The 15,632-nt window shown below is 66.1% G+C and carries 16 protein-coding genes; 7 read left to right on the top strand and 9 right to left on the bottom strand.

Annotated elements, in window-relative coordinates; translation table 11 throughout:
• The first annotated feature begins 56 nt into the window (after nt 1–56).
• On the top strand, nt 57–539 hold the full coding sequence (locus tag RZN05_RS16550; RefSeq protein ID WP_317227789.1) for a thiamine phosphate synthase: 483 nt from the start codon (nt 57–59) through the stop codon (nt 537–539).
• Nucleotides 540–645: 106 nt separating this feature from the next.
• On the opposite strand, the gene RZN05_RS16545 is transcribed toward RZN05_RS16550, so the two are convergent.
• Nucleotides 646–1,371 (bottom strand): hypothetical protein, encoded by a 726-nt coding sequence (locus tag RZN05_RS16545; RefSeq protein WP_317227788.1) that lies wholly within the window; start codon nt 1,369–1,371, stop codon nt 646–648.
• Nucleotides 1,372–1,606: 235 nt separating this feature from the next.
• On the opposite strand from RZN05_RS16545, the gene RZN05_RS16540 reads away from it, so the two are divergent.
• From RZN05_RS16540 to holA, 4 genes are all read left to right on the top strand, one after another.
• Nucleotides 1,607–2,041 carry a DUF3576 domain-containing protein gene (locus tag RZN05_RS16540; RefSeq protein ID WP_317227786.1) on the top strand — a complete coding sequence of 145 codons (435 nt, stop codon included), beginning with the start codon at nt 1,607–1,609 and terminating at the stop codon, nt 2,039–2,041.
• Nucleotides 2,042–2,171: 130 nt separating this feature from the next.
• Nucleotides 2,172–4,676: a leucine--tRNA ligase gene (gene leuS / locus RZN05_RS16535; RefSeq protein ID WP_317227785.1), complete on the top strand. Its 2,505-nt coding sequence runs from the start codon at nt 2,172–2,174 to the stop codon at nt 4,674–4,676.
• On the top strand, nt 4,673–5,215 hold the full coding sequence (gene lptE, locus RZN05_RS16530; protein ID WP_317227784.1) for an LPS assembly lipoprotein LptE: 543 nt from the start codon (nt 4,673–4,675) through the stop codon (nt 5,213–5,215). Before leuS ends, lptE begins: the two co-directional genes overlap by 4 nt.
• On the top strand, nt 5,212–6,228 hold the full coding sequence (holA, locus tag RZN05_RS16525; RefSeq protein WP_317227783.1) for a DNA polymerase III subunit delta: 1,017 nt from the start codon (nt 5,212–5,214) through the stop codon (nt 6,226–6,228). Before lptE ends, holA begins: the two co-directional genes overlap by 4 nt.
• A gap of 4 nt (nt 6,229–6,232) precedes the next feature.
• Here holA and RZN05_RS16520 read toward each other — a convergent pair whose 3' ends face one another.
• From RZN05_RS16520 to RZN05_RS16495, 6 genes are read right to left on the bottom strand one after another with little or no spacing between them, the layout of a single operon-like run.
• Nucleotides 6,233–7,126 carry a ParB/RepB/Spo0J family partition protein gene (locus RZN05_RS16520; RefSeq protein WP_317227782.1) on the bottom strand — a complete coding sequence of 298 codons (894 nt, stop codon included), beginning with the start codon at nt 7,124–7,126 and terminating at the stop codon, nt 6,233–6,235.
• Nucleotides 7,123–7,908 carry a ParA family protein gene (locus tag RZN05_RS16515; RefSeq protein ID WP_317227781.1) on the bottom strand — a complete coding sequence of 262 codons (786 nt, stop codon included), beginning with the start codon at nt 7,906–7,908 and terminating at the stop codon, nt 7,123–7,125. The genes RZN05_RS16520 and RZN05_RS16515 overlap by 4 nt, the downstream gene beginning before the upstream one ends.
• Nucleotides 7,905–8,528: a 16S rRNA (guanine(527)-N(7))-methyltransferase RsmG gene (gene rsmG, locus RZN05_RS16510; protein WP_317227780.1), complete on the bottom strand. Its 624-nt coding sequence runs from the start codon at nt 8,526–8,528 to the stop codon at nt 7,905–7,907. Before rsmG ends, RZN05_RS16515 begins: the two co-directional genes overlap by 4 nt.
• Nucleotides 8,525–10,354: a tRNA uridine-5-carboxymethylaminomethyl(34) synthesis enzyme MnmG gene (gene mnmG / locus RZN05_RS16505; protein WP_317227779.1), complete on the bottom strand. Its 1,830-nt coding sequence runs from the start codon at nt 10,352–10,354 to the stop codon at nt 8,525–8,527. Before mnmG ends, rsmG begins: the two co-directional genes overlap by 4 nt.
• A 57-nt stretch (nt 10,355–10,411) precedes the next feature.
• Nucleotides 10,412–11,698 carry a tRNA uridine-5-carboxymethylaminomethyl(34) synthesis GTPase MnmE gene (gene mnmE / locus RZN05_RS16500; RefSeq protein WP_317227778.1) on the bottom strand — a complete coding sequence of 429 codons (1,287 nt, stop codon included), beginning with the start codon at nt 11,696–11,698 and terminating at the stop codon, nt 10,412–10,414.
• A complete protein-coding gene (locus tag RZN05_RS16495; protein ID WP_317227777.1) occupies nt 11,698–11,928 on the bottom strand; it encodes a DUF6489 family protein in 231 nt (76 codons plus the stop codon). Before RZN05_RS16495 ends, mnmE begins: the two co-directional genes overlap by 1 nt.
• Before the next feature lie 49 nt (nt 11,929–11,977).
• On the opposite strand from RZN05_RS16495, the gene RZN05_RS16490 reads away from it, so the two are divergent.
• Complete coding sequence (locus tag RZN05_RS16490) at nt 11,978–12,457, top strand: methylated-DNA--[protein]-cysteine S-methyltransferase (RefSeq protein WP_317227776.1); 480 nt, start codon at nt 11,978–11,980, stop codon at nt 12,455–12,457.
• Nucleotides 12,454–13,146 carry a dienelactone hydrolase family protein gene (locus RZN05_RS16485; protein ID WP_317227775.1) on the top strand — a complete coding sequence of 231 codons (693 nt, stop codon included), beginning with the start codon at nt 12,454–12,456 and terminating at the stop codon, nt 13,144–13,146. The genes RZN05_RS16490 and RZN05_RS16485 overlap by 4 nt, the downstream gene beginning before the upstream one ends.
• Before the next feature lie 106 nt (nt 13,147–13,252).
• Here RZN05_RS16485 and RZN05_RS16480 read toward each other — a convergent pair whose 3' ends face one another.
• On the bottom strand, nt 13,253–13,975 hold the full coding sequence (locus RZN05_RS16480) for a TerC family protein (protein ID WP_317227774.1): 723 nt from the start codon (nt 13,973–13,975) through the stop codon (nt 13,253–13,255).
• Nucleotides 13,976–14,188: 213 nt separating this feature from the next.
• Nucleotides 14,189–15,445, bottom strand: coding sequence for a transcription termination factor Rho (gene rho / locus RZN05_RS16475; protein ID WP_317227773.1), 1,257 nt, complete (start codon nt 15,443–15,445; stop codon nt 14,189–14,191).
• Nucleotides 15,446–15,632 lie beyond the last annotated feature (187 nt).

Here is a 15,632-nt window from a genome sequence, read left to right as displayed (position 1 = left end):
CGCGCGCTATAGGCGGGGCGATGCGACCCCGCCACCCTCTCCCGCAGCTCTGGCTGATGACAGACGAACGCATGGGGGACGCGCTATGGACAGCGCTCGAGCGGCTGCCGCGGGGGAGCGGCGTGGTGTTCCGGCATTATGGGCTGGACTTGGCGGAGCGGCGGGCGCTGTTTGCGAAGGTGGCGAAAGTTGCACGGCGGCGGGGGTTGCGGCTGGTCCGCGCGGGAGCCGAGCGACTGGGCCGCGAGGATGGCGTGCATGCGCGGCGCGGCCCTGGGCTGCGGACCTGGCCGGTGCATTCGCGGCGCGAGGCGGTCGCGGGGGTGCGGGCGGGGGCGGACCTGTTGTTCGTGTCCCCCATGTTCGCGACGCGATCGCATATTGGGACGCGAGGGCTGGGGCGGGTGCGGCTCGGACTGATGATCCGGGGTTTGAAGGTGCCGGTGATCGCGCTGGGCGGGATGGATGCGAAGCGCGCGGCGGGGGGGCATGCGCTGGGGGTGTATGGCTGGGCGGCGATCGATGCGTGGACCACCTAGGCTCTAAATCTTCCATGCTCCGGCGAAAGCCGGAGCGGTGGAGAGGTTGTGCGCTGGTAGCCGGCGCTCCGGCCTCCGCCGGAGCACAGGACATTAATTCAAGTGCTTAGAAGCGGAAGGCGGTGCCCACATAGACCGCCTGGCTGTCGCGGCGGTTGTCGGTCAGTTTCGGCAGGCGCTCCTGCTCGTTGCGGTAGCGCACGCCTGCGGTGACATCGAGGTTGCGGGTCAGCGAATAGCTGCCGCCGACGTCGATTGAGTAGCTCGGCTTGTCGCCGATCAGCACCGGCGTGTTGGCCAGTGGCCGCTCGGCAGTCGCCTGAACGCGGCCGGTGACCTTGTCGTCCGAATAGCTGACGCCGAGATTGGCGCGCTCGGTGCTGCCCGGCTGGGTGGGAAGCTCGATCCGGGTCACGTCGCCGGCGACGGCGAAGCGCTTCCAGCCGACCGAGACACCGAGATTGTACGCGATCGGCGCGAGGCTGACCGGCGCGGCGGCGATCACGTCGTTGCGGTTGGCGACCGCGGTGCGTGTCGAGCGTGCGCGGACCGCGACGGTGACTGCACGGCTGGCGCCGCGACGCGATTCGGACGGGGTGAAGCGAAAGCCGCTCTCGGGCATGCCACTGCGCGCCAGGATCGCGGCGAGCTTGGGATCGGCGGCCGCCGGCGTGAAGGTGCCGAGGCCGCTGCGCACAGGCGGCGCGAGCCGCTTGGCATAGCTGCGCTCGACCGCGCGGCCTTCCTGCGCCTGGAGGGCCGGCGCGACGAAAGCAGCGGCGGCGCAGATCGCCCCCAGCCCCGTCATCGTCGTCCAACGTCCCAAACGCATTTTCATCCCCTTTATATGGAGGTCCGTACCATGATTCGAAAGCAAGGTTCCACCACCAGTACGTTTCCTGCTCAAATTTCGCGCCACTGTTGCCCGATGCCCACAGATTCGGCAGCGAATCGATTCGTTTGCGGGCGATTCCTGCCGGATCGCCCTCCACGCTGCCGCCTTGCTCCCGCCACACGAGCCCCTATAGATGCTGTGGTTTGCTCCTTTCGACTTTAGGAATGTGTCGATGAACCGCCTGTTGCGCACTGCGATCCTCGGGTCGCTCGCTCTCTCGATCACTGCGTGCGGCGGCGGCAAGCGCCCCGAGGCGGACCTTGCCGCGTCGAAGGTGACCACGATCGGCGTGAATTCCTATCTGTGGCGCGCAACGCTCGACACGCTGAGCTTCATGCCGCTGCTCCAGACCGATTCGAACGGCGGTGTCATCGTCACCGACTGGTATGTGAACCCCAATACGCCGACCGAGCGGATGAAGGTCACCGTGACCGTGCTTGACCAGGACCTCCGGGCCGATGCGCTGCGCGTCGCCGCGCTGCGCGAAGTCAATCGCACCGGCCAGTGGGTCGCCGCGCCGGTCCAGGCGGCGACCGTACAGAAACTCGAGGACATCATCCTTACCCGCGCCCGCGACCTTCGCCGCGCGGCGATCGCCAACGACTGAAGACCCTCGTCCCGGCCTTCGCTGGGATGACGGATTGGCCGATCTGGATCACTGCGGTCATCCCCGCCAGGGTTGATCGCCTGCACGCGGCTGCCTAGTGCCCAAGGCTGCAGAAATTGAAGGAATTCCGGTGTCCCGCTTCGATGCGCTGAAGTCCGATTCGCACTGGCAGAAGGTCTGGGACGAGCGCCGCACCTTCGCCGCGCGCGACGACAGCCCCAAGCCCAAGAGCTTCGTCCTAGAGATGTTCCCCTATCCTTCGGGGCGCATCCATATGGGCCATGTCCGCAACTATACGATGGGCGACGTGCTCGCGCGCTTCCGGCGGATGAAGGGCATGGAAGTGCTCCACCCGATGGGCTGGGACGCATTCGGCATGCCTGCCGAGAATGCCGCGATGGAAAAGAAAGTCCATCCGGGCAACTGGACCCGCCAGAACATCGCGACGATGAAGGCGCAGCTCAAGCGGCTCGGCTTCGCGCTCGACTGGACGCGCGAACTGGCGACCTGCGAACCCGATTATTACGGTCACGAGCAGGCGATCTTCCTCGACTTCTTCGAGAATGGCCTCGTTTACCGCAAGGAGAGCGCGGTGAACTGGGATCCGGTCGACATGACCGTGCTCGCCAACGAGCAGGTGATCGACGGGCGCGGCTGGCGCTCGGGCGCACTGGTCGAGCGCAAGAAGCTCAGTCAGTGGTTCCTGAAAATCACCCAGTTCGCCGACGAGCTGCTGCGCGGTGTTCAGGGGCTCGAGCATTGGCCCGACAAGGTCAAGCTGATGCAGGAGAACTGGATCGGCAAGAGCGAGGGGCTGCAGTTCAAGTTTGCGCTGTCCGCTGGCGGCGAGGTCGAGGTGTTCACCACCCGCCCCGACACGATTTTCGGGTCGAGCTTCGTCGCGATCGCGGCCGATCATCCGATCGCGCAGGCGCTGGCGAAGGACTCGCCCGAGATCGCCGCGTTCATCGAGCGCTGCAAGCAAGGCGGGACGACCGCAGCCGAGCTCGAGACGCAGGAGAAGCTGGGCTTCGACACCGGCATCCGTGCGACCCATCCCTTTGACCTGGCTTGGGAATTGCCGGTTTACATCGCCAATTTCGTGCTGATGGATTATGGCACCGGCGCGGTGTTCGGCGTGCCCGCGCATGACCAGCGCGATTTCGACTTCGCGACCAAATACGCGCTGTCGATCCGCCGCGTTGTCTCCGAGGGCGACAAGACGGCATCCGAATTCGACGACGGCGAAGCCTATACCGGGCCGGGCACGCTGGTAAACTCGCACTTCCTCGACGGGATGGACGTGGCCGATGCCAAGCGCGCGGTGATCCAGCGCGCCGAAGATGGCGGCTGGGGCAAGGGCCAAACCGTATGGCGGCTGCGCGACTGGGGCGTCAGCCGCCAGCGCTATTGGGGCACCCCGATCCCGATCATCCATTGCGAGAGCTGCGGCCCGGTCGGCGTACCGCGCGACCAACTGCCGGTGGTGCTGCCCGAGGATGTGAGCTTCGACGTTCCCGGCAACCCGCTCGACCGCCATTCGACCTGGAAGCATGTCGATTGTCCCAAATGCGGCAGCGCGGCGCGGCGCGAGACCGACACGCTCGACACCTTCGTGGACTCATCCTGGTACTTCATCCGCTTCGCCAGCCAGCCGGGCGATAAGCCGTTCGACAAAGCCGTGGCGGAGCAGTGGCTGCCGGTCGGCCAGTATATCGGCGGAGTCGAGCATGCGATCCTGCATTTGCTCTACGCGCGCTTCTTCACTCGGGCGCTCCAGCATATCGGCAAGCTGGATGTCGCCGAACCGTTCGCGGGGCTGTTTACCCAGGGGATGGTGACACACGAGACCTACAAGGCGCTGGATGGGCGCTGGCTCTCGCCCGACGAAGTCCGCAAGGACAGCGCCGGGGCGGTCGAGATCGCCTCGGGTGACGTCGCCGAAGTCGGCCGCATTGAGAAGATGTCGAAGTCGAAGAAGAACACGGTCGATCCCGAGCCGATCGTCGATAAATACGGCGCCGACGCAGTCCGCTGGTTCATGCTGTCGGACTCGCCGCCCGAACGCGACCTCGAATGGAGCGAGAACGGCATCGAGGGCGCGTGGCGCTTCGTGCAGCGGCTGTGGAAGCTGTTCGATGGCCTAGAAGAGGCGACTGGCGAGGACAAGGATCTCGACAAGCGCCTGCACCGTACGATAGCGGGCGTCGCCGAGGATATCGAGGCACTGACCTTTAACAAGTCGGTCGCCAAGCTCTACGAATTGGTCGGCGCGATCGAGAAGGCCAAGCTCTCGGCCTCGCGCACTAACGCGATCCGCACCCTCGTCCGCATCGTCGCGCCGATGGTGCCGCATATCGCAGAGCAAGCCTGGGCCGAAATGGGCCGGGACGGACTGATCGCCGACGCCGAATGGCCCAAAGTCGATCCCGCGCTGCTCGTCGATGACGAAGTGACGATCGCCGTGCAGGTCAATGGCAAGCTGCGCGATACGCTGGTATTGCCCAAGGGCGCACCGAAGGAGCAGGTCGAGGCCGCGGCACTTGCAGCGGAGAAGATCGTTCGTGCACTCGAAGGCAAGCCGCCAAGGAAGGTGATCGTCGTGCCCGACCGTCTGGTGAACATCGTCGCATGAGGTTGGCCCTGCTCCTCGCCGCCGGCGCGCTGGCGCTTTCAGGCTGCGGTCTGCGGCCGCTGTACGGCGGCGGCGCGGCCGGGCCGGTGCAGGCGACGCTCGCCGCGATCCAGGTCGCCCCGATCGAGGGGCAATCGGGCTGGCTGGTGAGCAACGCGCTGCGCGACCGGCTCGACGCCGGGGCCGACGCGGCGCCGCGCTACCGGCTTGAGGTCAAGCTCGACGATACGATCGCCGGGCTCGGCGTACGCAGCGACGACAGTGTCGCGCGCGAGCGGCGGACGCTTCGCGCGCGCTACCAGCTCGTCGACCTGGCGAGCGGCCAGGTGGTGCTCGACGCGACTGCGGGATCCGACGCGGGCATCGACGTGGTCGGCTCCGAATATGCCACGATCGCGGCGGAGAAGAGCGCGCTCGAGCGGCTTTCGGGGATCGTCGCCGACCAGATCGTCGCGCGCGTCGCCCGCTTCGCCCAGTCAGGCAGCGCCGCGGTGCCCGCCAATGTGCCGGCGCTACCCGCCCCCACCGGCGGCCAATGAAGGCGAGCGCGACGCAAATCCGCGGCGCCGTCGACAAGCCCAATCCGGCGACGCGGCTCTATCTTTTCCACGGCCCCGACGAGGCCGGTGCCGCCGAGCTCGCCGAACGCCTCGCGCGCGCGCTGGGCCCCGATGTCGAGCGCATCGACCTCGACATGAAGGCGCTTCGCGAGCAGCCTGGACGGCTCGCCGACGAGGCGGCGTCGATGTCTCTGTTCGGCGGCGTGCGCTTCGTACGGATCCTGGGGATTGAAGAAGGCGCCGGCGAATCGGTGTCGCTGCTGCTCGCGGCCGAGCGCGCGGGTAATCCCGTGGTCGCAATCGGGCCGGGGCTCAAGGCGAGCGGCAAGCTGGTTAAGGCAGCGATCGCCTCTCCCGCCGCGCTGACCTTTGCCTGCTACGTCCCCGAGGGGATCGACGCGGCGCGGCTGGCGACGACCGTGGGGCGCGAGCACGGCTTGCGGCTTACCGGTGACGTGCCGCAGCGGCTCGCCTCGGCGACCGGCGGCGACCGCGCGATTCTAGCGCGCGAGGTCGAAAAGCTGGCGCTTTTCCTCGACGCGGCGCCCGACCGCCCCAAGGACGCCGATGGCGCGGCGCTCGACGCGATCGGCGCCGATCTGGGCGACACTGAGCTGTTCGAGGCGATCGACGCGGTGCTAGACGGGCGGGTGGCCGAGGTCGGCACCGAGCTTGCCCGATTGGGCGACGGCACGGCGATCCCGCTGCTTCGCCAGCTTGCGCGCCGACTGATGACGCTAGCCGAGCTGCGCGGTGACATGGATCGGGGCGCGAGTGTAGACGAAGTACTTGAAAAGCATCGTGTTTTCTTCCGGGAGAAAGCCGCGACTGGCCGGGCGCTGCGTCGCTGGAACGCCGCCCAGATCGCCCGCGCGATCGATCGCGTCCGCCAAACCGAACGTGCCATGATGCACTCGGGAAGCGCCGGCGAGGTCCTCGCCGAAGCCGAATGCGCCGCGATCGCGAGGGCTGCAGCTAGGGCGCGGGGATAGACCCTTAGATCCGCTCGCCGGTCAGGCGCTGACACACCATGTCGAGCTGGTCGAGCGTCGAATAGTTCAGGGTGAGCGTGCCGCCCTTCGTTCCGTGGACGATCTTGACGTTCAGGCCGAGCACGTCGCCGAGTTGGCGCTCGAGTGCCTGGATGTCGGCGTTGCGATCCCCCGCCCCACCGCTCCCCTCGCGGCGCTGGCTGCCGGGCTTGGCCTCGCGCGCGAGCTTCTCTGTCTCGCGAACCGACAGGCCCTTCTCGGCGACGGTGCGCGCGAGCCGCTCGGCGTCGGGGGCGCCGATCAGCGCGCGGGCATGCCCCATCTCGATCGCGCCCTCGACCACCATCTGGCGAACCGGCTGGGGAAGATCGAGCAATCGCAACAGGTTGGCGACATGGCTGCGCGACTTGTGGACGAGCCGGGCGAGCGCCTCCTGGGTGTGGCCAAACTCGCCGATCAACCGCGCATAGGCCTCGGCTTCTTCGATCGCGTTGAGATCCTGGCGCTGGATGTTCTCTACCAGCGCGATTTCCATCGTCTCGGCGTCACTGAGTTCGCGAACGATTACCGGGACTTCGTGAAGCCGCGCACGCTGCGCGGCGCGCCAGCGACGCTCGCCGGCGACGATCTGGTAGCTGTGGCCATGCGGGCGGACGACGATCGGCTGGATTAGCCCGCGCGACGCGATCGATTCGGCTAGGTCGTCGAGCGCGGCGTCGTCGAAATGGCGGCGCGGCTGACCGGGATGCGGCGCCATCGCGCTGACCGGCAAGGTGCGCAGACCGGCATTGCCACCGCCCTCCGCGCCGCTCGAGATTGGTGCCTCGGCCACACTGTCGCCGAGCAGCGCGCTAAGGCCGCGGCCAAGGCCGTGCTTGCGGGGAGCGGGTTCGTTCATGCGGCCTTCTTCAGTTTGGGCAGGCGTTCGATCACTTCGCGAGCGAGCGCGATATATGCTTCCGACCCGGCGCAGCGATAATCATAGATCAGCGCCGGCATGCCGTGGCTCGGGGCCTCGGACAAGCGAACGTTACGCGGGATCACCGTGTCGAACACGACTTTGCCGAGCACCGCGCGAACGTCGTCGGCCACCTGATCGGTCAGTCGATTGCGCCGATCGTACATCGTCAGCGCGACTCCGAGGATCGATAGCCCAGGGTTGAACCGACTGCGGATGCGATCAATCGTACTGAGTAGCTGACTGAGCCCTTCCAATGCGAAAAATTCGCACTGCAGCGGGACCAAGAGCGCATGTGCCGCGACCATTGCGTTGATCGTCAACAGCCCGAGCGAGGGCGGACAATCGATCAACACGACATCCCAGCGTGCTGCCGCTTGGGTGGCGAGCGCAGAGTCGAGGCGATGGGTGCGCGCCTCGAACTCGATCAGCTCGATTTCCGCACCCGACAGATCTTGCGTCGCGGGAACGATATCCAACCGCGGCACCTTGGTAGAAATCGCGACCTGATCAAGCTGAGCATTGCCGACGAGCAGGTCATAGGTCGAATGGCCGTCGCGTTCGGCTCTGCCGACACCGAGCCCGGTCGACGCGTTGCCCTGCGGATCAAGATCGAGCAGCAGCACGCGCTTGCCGGTCGCCGCCAGCGCGGTGCCGACATTGATAGCGGTGGTGGTCTTGCCCACACCACCCTTCTGGTTGGCGATCGCGATACAGATCATGTACGCCGTACCCCTTGGGCTACCACGACACCTGAGTCGTCTTGCGTCAGGCTGGGTTCCACGTGAAACACACCCTGCCACGTGCGCTGCGCCGCGGCCACCTCCAATTGCGCATTGCGGCCCTTTGGTAGCACCCAGATTGTGGAGGAATCGGTGGAGTGAATCGCGGATGCGATAAGTTGGGATAGCTCCGCCACCGCGCGGGCGGAGACAATAGCAACGGGTTGTTCGGGCAGAAAGCTCTCAACCTTGCCATGATGTACGGTCACGCGATCCGCGAGCTGCAACGCCTCGGTGACTGCGCGCAGAAATGCAACGCGACGCGCACGCGGCTCCGCAAGAACGACTGGCCGGTGGGTTAGAATCGCCGCCACGATTCCCGGGAGGCCCGCGCCGCTGCCAACATCTAGCCACGTTCCAAGTGGAGCGTTCTCAGCTAGCGGAACGAGTTGAGCCGAGTCGACGACATGGCGCGCCCAGACCTCATCAAATGTAGAACGGGCAATAAGGTTCTGGTTAGCAGATTCGGCTACCAGCATCTCGGCGTAGCGCGCGAGCAGAGTTTCACGTGAAACACCGAAGCGTTCCCGAACCCAGAGTCGCGCCTGGTCCTGGTTCATGCCGCCCTGCGCGCATGCAGGAGGATCGCCGACAGCGCTGCAGGTGTAATACCCCGAATGCGCGACGCGGCACCCAACGTTTCTGGTCGGCTCGCGGTGAGCTTCTCGACCATCTCGTTAGACAAGCCCGGAACCGCGGCGAAATCGAGCTCTAGGCTGAGCCGAACCGCGTCATTCGCGTGCAATGCAGCGACCTCAGCGTCTTGGCGCTCGATATAAGGCGCGTAGCGCGCGTCCTCGATAAACTCCGCGAGCAGATGCGGGTCTGAATCAATTCCCTTCGAAACGTGGGCTAGTTCGACGCCGGGAAACCTCAGCCATTCCTTTCCAGAACGTCGCGCGCCATCCAGACCGATGGGGGCGCCCCGCACGTGGACCGCCGTGGCAGTTAGTGGTGTGGCGAAGTGCGCCTCGAGCTCGGCGCGAGCAACGGCGCGCTGACGATAGCGGGCGGCACGCGCTGCGCCGAGAAGGCCCAGTTGCCCTGCCGCCTCGGCCAATCGCGTTTCGGCGTTGTCGGCGCGGAGACGCAAGCGAAACTCCGCACGGGCAGTGAGCATTCGATAAGGTTCGGTGACACCCTGAAGGATCAGGTCATCGACCATAACGCCCAGATAGGAGGTGGCGCGTTCGAGCAGCAGTGGCTCGATGCCGCGCGCAAAGGCCGCAGCATTGGCGCCGGCAACCAGCCCCTGCCCCGCCGCTTCTTCATAGCCGGTAGTGCCGTTGATCTGGCCGGCGCAATAGAGGCCCGGAATCTGCGGAAGTCCCAGCGTCGCGTCGAGCGCGCGGGGATCGACATAGTCATATTCGACCGCATAGCCCGGCGTAACGATCGCGCAGCGCTCAAGCCCCGGCACAGACGAGATCATGGCCTGTTGGACGTCGACCGGCAATGACGTCGACATGCCGTTTGGGTAGATCAGCGGCGTGCCCAGCCCCTCGGGCTCGAGGAAAATCTGGTGACCATCGCGGTCGCCGAAGCGGTGGATCTTATCCTCAATCGAAGGACAATAGCGCGGTCCCTGCGCGTCGATCGCACCACTGAACAAAGGCGAGCGATCGAGCGCGGCACGGATCGCGTCGTGCGTAGCAGGGGTCGTGCGCGTCACTCCGCAATGAAGCTGTGGCAGGGTTCGGTGCGGCGTCATCGGCGACATCGTCCACCGGTCCGCGTCCGACGGCTGTTCGGCGATACGCGACCAGTCGATCGTACGCCCGTCTAGACGTGGCGGCGTACCCGTCTTGAGCCGCGCCATCGGCAATGTGAGCGCGCGGAGTTGCGCGGCCAGTCGTGTTGCCGCTGCCTCGCCCACCCGGCCCCCGAGCTCCCGCTCTTCGCCGCGGAAAATACGACCACCTAGAAACGTGCCCGTAGCAAGTATGATCGCTTTGGCTTCGAGAACGGTGCCATCAGCCAGCTGAACGCCGGCAATCCGACCGCCGGCCTGCACCAGGGCGCTCGCCTCACCTTCGACCAACGTCAAATCCGGTTGCGCGCGCAGCATCGTCTGGATCGCGGCGGCGTAGCGCGTACGATCCGCCTGGACACGCGGTCCCTGGACTGCGGTGCCCTTGCTCCGGTTGAGCATCCGATAATGAATGCCGGCCACATCGGCAGCGCGGCCGATGAGACCGTCGAACGCATCGACCTCGCGGACAAGGTGGCCCTTTCCGAGACCGCCGATTGCCGGGTTGCACGACATCGCGCCCAGTTTGGTCAGGTCGTAGCTCAGCAGTGCCGTCCGCGCACCGCGACGCGCGGCCGCAGCAGCGGCCTCGGTGCCGGCATGGCCCCCGCCGATCACGATTACGTCGAACTGCATGCACCCGCGCTACCGGTTCAAGCGCTCCACGTCAAAACCGTTCCACGTGGAACATCGCTATTTGCCGATACAAAAGCGCGAGAAGAGCGCGTCGAGCATTGACTCGACACCGACCCGGCCCGTGATCGCGTCGAAGCTGCGGCGGGCGCTCCGCAGTTCCTCGGCGTAGAGCAACAAGTCATGTTGCATCGCAGCACGCCCCAGCGCGTCTCCCGCTGCCTCAGCTAAATCACGCTGGCGGCGGTTCAGCGCAAGCATGTCTGACTGTGGGAGAAGCGCGGAGGCGAGCCGGTCCAGCGCAGCCCAGAGCGCATCGATCCCCGCGCCCGTCGCCCCCGACACCACCAGCCGCTCGCCGCTCGCCGACTCGCGGCCGACCATATCGGCACGCGGGAGAAGCCAGAGCAGCGCCGGATGGGGCGGCGGTGCATCGTCGCCGAGCCACAGCACGATATCGGCCTCGTCGAGTGCGGCGCGGGCGCGCGTGATACCGATCGCCTCGATCGGATCGGCGGTCGTCTCGGCGAGCCCCGCAGTGTCGATCAGCAGCCAAGCAGTGCCACCACGCGTGACCGGCGCCTCGATCCGGTCGCGCGTCGTCCCCGCGATCGGCGAGACGATCGCCGCCTCGCGCTCAACCATCGCATTGAGCAGCGTCGACTTGCCGGCATTGGGTGGCCCGGCAAGCACGACGCGAAGCCCGTCACGCAGCCGCTCGACCGGCGGGCGGGAAGCGACATCGGCGATGTCGCGCGCCAACGCCGCTGCGGCGGCATGGAGCGCGGCAAGCGAGTCGGCGCCGTCGGCAACATCGTCCTCGTCGCTGTGATCGAGCTGGGCCTCGACCTGCGCGGCGAGCCCAAGCAGCCGCTGCGCCCAGGCTTCGACCTGGCGCCGCACCCCGCCCTCCGCGGCACGCACCGCGATGCGGCGCTGCGCCTCGGTTTCGGCAATCAACAGGTCGCCGAGCCCCTCCGCCTCGCTGAGATCCATCCGACCGTTGAGCAGCGCCCGCCGCGTGAACTCTCCCGCTTCGGCCGGGCGCAACCCCTCTATCGCTCCGAGTGCGGCCTGCACTGCCCGCACGACCGCGCGACCGCCATGCAAATGCAGCTCGACCAGGTCTTCCCCACTCGCACTATCGGGCCCCGGAAAGGTCAGGACCAGCGCGCGATCGAGCAGTTCTCCGCTCGAATCGCGAAGCGCCCGTAGCCCGGCGCGGCGCGGCTGGGGCAGCGTCCCGGCAAGCGCCTCGGCAGCCTCGAACGCCTGGGGCCCGCTCAGTCGCAGCACCGCGATCGCGGCGGGCGGAGCGCCGCTCGAAACTGCAAAGATCGTGTCCATCAGCCGCTCTTGTTGCCGCTTTCGAACATCGTCCGCCAGAAGCTCATCGCGCCCTCGCCCATCGGTCCCCAGTTTCGGACCATGTCGGCGAACCCTTCGGGCGTACCCTGCTTCTCGATCGCGTCGACCATCATCTGGACATAGCGATCGTGCACCGGCGAGAGATCGGGCAGCCCCATCGCGCGACGCGCTTCCTCGGGCGTGCACTCGACTTCGACATTGATCTTCATGGCCGGTCTCCGTTGCGCGGGCCGCGGAGCGGCTGCTAGTTCTTGGTCCATGTATGCGCGCGACCATGCCGGAATCGCAACGCCCATCGGTCCTATCCGAATCGAGGGCGACGAGACCGCCCTGACGTCGATCCGCATCGGCAATGCCGGCACCATGTCCAAAGGCAGCGCCGCGGCGGTTCGCGCCGCCGCCGAGCAGCTTGAACAATGGTTCGCCAAGGAGCGCGAGGATTTCGACCTGCCGCTCGTACCCACAGGCACGCCGCGCGGCGACGCCCTGCGCGCCGGGCTGATCGCCGTCGGCTATGGCGAGACGCTGAGCTATGGCGCGCTGGCGCAGTTGCTCGGATCCAGCCCGCGCGCGATCGGCCAGCTCTGCGCGCGCAACCCCTACCCGATCGTCGTCCCCTGCCATCGCGTGCTCGGCAGCGGCGGCGCGCTTGGGCAGTATTCGGGCGGCGACGGGCCCAAGACCAAATCCTGGCTGCTCGAGCACGAGCGGCGACTTCCGGAAGGGACTTTATTATGACGATCCATATCGATGCGAGCGATGGCAGCGGCAGCTTCAACGCCTATGTCGCCGAACCCCAGGGCACGCCGCGCGGCGCGATTGTGGTGATCCAGGAAATCTTCGGCGTGAACACGGGGATCCGCAAGAAGTGCGACGATTGGGCAGCAGCCGGCTATCTCGCGTTCGCGCCCGACTTGTTTTGGCGGCTCGAGCCGGGAATCGAGCTCGATCCCGACGTGCCCGACGAGTTGCAGCAGGCATTCGGCTGGATGAACAAGTTCGACCAGCAACTGGGCGTCGCCGACATCGAAGCGACGATCAAGGCGGCACGCGCCAGGCTCGGCGGCGGCAAGGTCGGTGTGGTCGGCTACTGTCTCGGCGGCCGCCTCGCCTTCATGGCCGCCACGCGCACCGATTCGGACGCGAGCGTCGGCTATTACGGCGTCGGCATCGACAATCTGCTCGGCGAGAAGAACGCGATTGCACGACCGGTGCTGCTCCATATTCCGCAGGCCGATCATTTCGTCTCGCCGGAAGCCCAGGCGAAGATGCACGAGGGACTCGACGATCATCCCAAGGTGACGCTGTTCGACTATCCCGGCGAGGACCACGGCTTCGCGGCCGAAATGGGCAAGCGGCGGTCGGAAACGGCGGCACAGCTAGCAGATGAGCGGACAGCGGCGTTCTTCGCCGAGCATATCGGCTAGCAGACCGGTCGCCCTGAGCCTGTCGAAGGGCCGTTCTTCCTGAACCTCGGTCTAAGAAGAACAGTGCTTCGACAAGCTCAGCACAAACGGATTAGTTGGTCCCGACCTACCCGAAGAAGCTGATGATCCCGGGGGTGCCGTGGCTGCCGACCCAGCCTTCGTAGATCATCTTGCCGGCGACGAAGACGATCACGGCCAGGCCGATATAGGCTATCCAGCGATAGCGATCGATCAGCTGGGCGATGAAGTTGGCGGCGAGACCCATCAGCGCGACCGAAAGCAGCAGCCCGACAACGAGGATGCCGGGATGCTCGCGCGCCGCGCCGGCGACGGCGAGGACATTGTCGAGGCTCATCGAAACGTCGGCCACTGCCACCGCCCAGGCGGCACCGGCGAAGCTCTTGGCCGATTTGACGCCGGAACGCTCGTCGCCATGAATTTCTTCGGAGCCCGGGCTGTGGCTGCCCTCGCGTATCTCGCGCCAGAATTTCCAGCTCACCCAGAGCAGCAGCAGACCGCCCGCAAAGATCAGGCCGACGATTCCCATCAGCCAGCTGACGATCAGCGCGAACAGGATGCGCAGCACCAGCGCCGCGCCGATGCCGATCAGGATGACTTTCTTGCGCTGGTCCGCGGGGAGCCCCGCGGCAAGCGCGCCGACGACGATCGCATTGTCGCCCGCCAGCACCAGATCGATCATCAGCACCGATCCGAACGCGGCAAGCGCCGCAGGCTCGGTGATGTTGGAGAAGTCGGCGACGATGTGGTGCCAGATGTCGGCGGGGGAGCCGAGGCCAGCCGTCGCGGCGCTGAGGATCAGGTCGAGCATGCAATAGCCCTAGCGCAGGTATTGGCGCGCGCAAGATCGCGCGAGATAAGGCTGGGAGAAAATGGGCGTGGGCTTAGCCCACACCATCGGCCGGGAGTGTCGGGTGGGTCAGGCCCTGGCATGACCAAAACGGCGTGGGTGCCGCTTTCCCGGCACTGTCCGCCGACTGTCCTTGCGCGAGGCCTGCGGCATGCCGCAGGCAGCCCCTGCGGACTACTGGTTCATCGAGTCGAAGAAGTCTTCGTTGGTCTTCGAGTCCTTCATCTTGTCGAGCAGGAACTCCATCGCGTCGATCGTGCCCATCTGCATGAGGATGCGGCGCAGCACCCACATCTTGGAGAGCTTGTTCTTGTCGACGAGCAGCTCTTCCTTGCGCGTGCCCGACTTGCCGACGTCGAGCGCCGGGAAGATGCGCTTGTCGGCCACCTTGCGGTCGAGGACGATTTCGGAATTTCCGGTGCCCTTGAACTCTTCGAAGATGACTTCGTCCATGCGGCTGCCAGTGTCGATCAGGGCCGTGGCGATGATCGAGAGCGACCCGCCCTCCTCGATATTGCGCGCGGCACCGAAGAAGCGCTTCGGCCGCTGGAGCGCGTTGGCGTCGACACCGCCGGTGAGCACCTTGCCGGAGCTCGGCACCACGGTGTTGTAGGCTCGGCCCAGACGCGTGATCGAGTCGAGTAGGATCACCACGTCCTTCTTGTGCTCGACCAGGCGCTTGGCCTTTTCGATCACCATTTCAGAAACTTGCACGTGACGCTGCGCCGGCTCGTCGAAGGTCGAGGAGATGACCTCGCCTTTCACGCTGCGCTGCATGTCAGTGACTTCCTCGGGGCGCTCGTCGATGAGCAGCACGATCAGGAACACCTCGGGGTGGTTCTCGGTGATCGCGCGCGCGATGTTCTGGAGAAGGACGGTCTTACCCACGCGCGGCGGCGCGACGATCAGCGCGCGCTGGCCCTTGCCCTGTGGCGCGACGATGTCGATCACGCGCGCCGACTTGTCCTTGATCGTCGGATCGAGCGTGTCGAGCGTCAGCTTCTGCTCGGGATAGAGCGGGGTGAGGTTGTCGAAATTGACGCGATGGCGAACCGCGTCGGGATCGTCGAAATTGACCGAAACGAGTCGCGTCAGCGCGAAGTAGCGCTCGCCGTCCTTGGGCCCGCGAATCTCGCCTTCGACGGTGTCGCCGGTGCGCAGGCCGAACTTCCGGACCTGGTTGGGGCTGACATAGATGTCGTCGGGGCCGGCAAGATAATTGGCCTGCGGGCTGCGCAGGAAGCCGAAGCCATCGGGAAGCACTTCGATCGTGCCCTCGCCCATGATCTGCTCGCCATTCTCGGCCTGGGCCTTGAGGATCGCGAACAGCAGGTCCTGTTTCCGAAGCGTCGAGGCGCTTTCGACGCCCAGTTCCTCGGCCATGCTGACCAGTTCGGCGGGCGGGGTCTTCTTGAGTTCCTTGAGGTGCATGGGGAGTCCGGGTGCTGGAAAGCTATGGGGAGAGCGTCGGTCGGCGGATACGCGCGAGGTGCGATGCTGAAAGGAAGGAACCGCCGCCCGGATGAGCGTTCGGTCTGTTTTGCGAATTAGGTGCCGCCCTCTCCCAAGTCAACGGGGTTCACAGCGATTCGCGCGCAGGAAAATTGCGGCAAAGCCG

The sequence above is a fragment of the Sphingomonas sp. HF-S4 genome (assembly GCF_032911445.1).
Lineage (GTDB): Bacteria > Pseudomonadota > Alphaproteobacteria > Sphingomonadales > Sphingomonadaceae > Sphingomonas > Sphingomonas agrestis.
Note: the sequence above shows the minus strand (reverse complement) of the source record. Positions and strands in the feature narration are given on the sequence as shown.